Here is a 1,676-nt window from a genome sequence, read left to right as displayed (position 1 = left end):
GCTTGGGCTGGGACTTTGGCTTAACACCCGCCTGTATCGTCACCCAGCTCACCCCACGCGGGCAGCTTCGCATCTTGCGCGAGTTCATTGCCGAGCGGATGGGCGTAGAGCAGTTCACCCGCGATGTCGTGAAACCCCAGCTTCGAGCGCTTTACCCGGAGTGGACATTGGAATGGGATGAAGACCAAGCGGAATGGGAGCAAATCACCGGCTGGGGCGACCCGGCAGGCGTGGCCGCTTCCGATACCGACGAGAAAACCTGTTTCTCGATCCTACGGGACGAGGGCTTGGACATTACGCCGACCCGAACCAATGCCCCGATAGCGCGGATTGGGGCAGTAGAAAGCTTTCTGGTGCGCATGGTTGATGGTGAGCCTGCACTGTTGCTCGATCCTTCGTGCAAGACGCTGCGCAAGGGCTTCAATGGCGGCTACCAGCTACGCAAGATGCAGGTAGCAGGGGAAGAGCGGTTTACCGAGAAGCCGGACAAGAACCGGTTTTCGCACCCGCACGATGCGTTGCAGTATGTGGCTTTGGGGCACAACGGCAATCCTGGCGCAGAGAAGACAGAAAGCAGTAGAGCCAAGTCCCGCAGTTCAGGGGGCTATAAGACGGCGTGATTTGCTACTTGATGAGGCGGGAAACGGCAGAAGCATACACTGCTGCATCCTCGCGCTTATCTACCGCTAAGACCAGTACGACCAATTCGTCATTTTCTACGGTGTAGACCAAGCGATAGCCCTGTTTCAGTAGCTTGATTTTGTAGCAGTTCTGTAGATTTCCATACAGCCTGGCACCAGGTACGCAGGGTTCATCCAGGCGTTTTTTGAGCAACTTACGCAAAGGCTCTTTAACTGAGCCATCCAGTTTTTCCCATTCTGCGAGTGCAGCAGGAACAAACTTCAGTCGATATTTATGTTTCTTCTCCATTTGATTAAATCGCGTCGATATCCACTTCAATCGCCCGATCCCGCTGGGCCAGACGCTCTTTCAATAAGGGCATCATGGCTACGTCCCCAGATAGTTCGAGAATGGCTTCGAAAAATGTCGGTTCGACCATGTAAAAGGCAGGCTTGTTATGGTTCAACACGGCAACCGGATTTCTTCCTGCCTCACGTAGAACCTTTGTCGGGTTCTTCTTGAAGTCAGACATGCTGATAGTGAGATGAGTCAGCAAAGTTTCCATTTTTATTACCCCTATTAAATAGCTCAAAATTTAATGCCGTAATTGGAGCTGTAATTCGATCTGTTTAGTGTAGCACTCTGTTTTTGTACAGCCAAGATGCACATGGACAAGTAACCATGGTTTAGAAAATTGCGAAATTGTGCAAACTTCGAGATTTCGCAATTTCGATTGAATTGAATCACCGGGGGCGCGCTATAGATTTGCGCCCATGAGCGCTCCCGACACAATCCAAGACACCGGCAAGGCCCAGCGACAATACGGGCTGATTCGCCACTACACCTACCTCAATGGTGATCCCTGCCTCGTTATTCGGCCTGCCTTGCCAAGGCTGGGCGCCACTGCCTTCGCTGTGCGCCAAGACGATGTCAAACAGCGCCCAATAGTTACCAGGTAACAGCGTCCAATTCTTTCCATTTACTCAGTACGTCTTCGACCCTTTCTTGCGGTGTTTGAATCGGTAGGAATCATTACCCGTTTCCAGAATGTCGCA

At 51.9% G+C, this 1,676-nt stretch carries 4 protein-coding genes; 2 read left to right on the top strand and 2 right to left on the bottom strand.

What is annotated here, in order from left to right; translation table 11 throughout:
* The coding region (locus tag CSQ89_RS22730) for a hypothetical protein (protein WP_308418203.1) at positions 1-620 on the top strand (620 nt) is incomplete at its 5' end.
* 4 nt (positions 621-624) lie between these two features.
* Here the strand turns inward: CSQ89_RS22730 and CSQ89_RS21390 are convergent.
* Both CSQ89_RS21390 and CSQ89_RS21385 read right to left on the bottom strand, forming a co-directional pair.
* The gene (locus CSQ89_RS21390; protein WP_099407971.1) at positions 625-930 is read right to left on the bottom strand and encodes a type II toxin-antitoxin system RelE family toxin; all 306 of its coding nucleotides are present in this window, start codon (positions 928-930) and stop codon (positions 625-627) included.
* Positions 931-934: 4 nt separating this feature from the next.
* Positions 935-1,186, bottom strand: a complete 252-nt coding sequence (locus CSQ89_RS21385; protein ID WP_099407970.1) for a type II toxin-antitoxin system Phd/YefM family antitoxin — start codon at positions 1,184-1,186, stop codon at positions 935-937.
* A 208-nt stretch (positions 1,187-1,394) separates the two neighbouring features.
* Between CSQ89_RS21385 and CSQ89_RS21380 the strand changes: the two genes are divergently transcribed.
* Positions 1,395-1,580 (top strand): hypothetical protein, encoded by a 186-nt coding sequence (locus CSQ89_RS21380; protein ID WP_099407969.1) that lies wholly within the window; start codon positions 1,395-1,397, stop codon positions 1,578-1,580.
* The last annotated feature ends 96 nt before the right edge of the window (positions 1,581-1,676 follow it).

Source organism: Chitinimonas sp. BJB300 (assembly GCF_002735695.1).
Taxonomy (GTDB): Bacteria; Pseudomonadota; Gammaproteobacteria; order Burkholderiales; family Chitinimonadaceae; genus Chitinimonas.
Note: the sequence above shows the minus strand (reverse complement) of the source record. Positions and strands in the feature narration are given on the sequence as shown.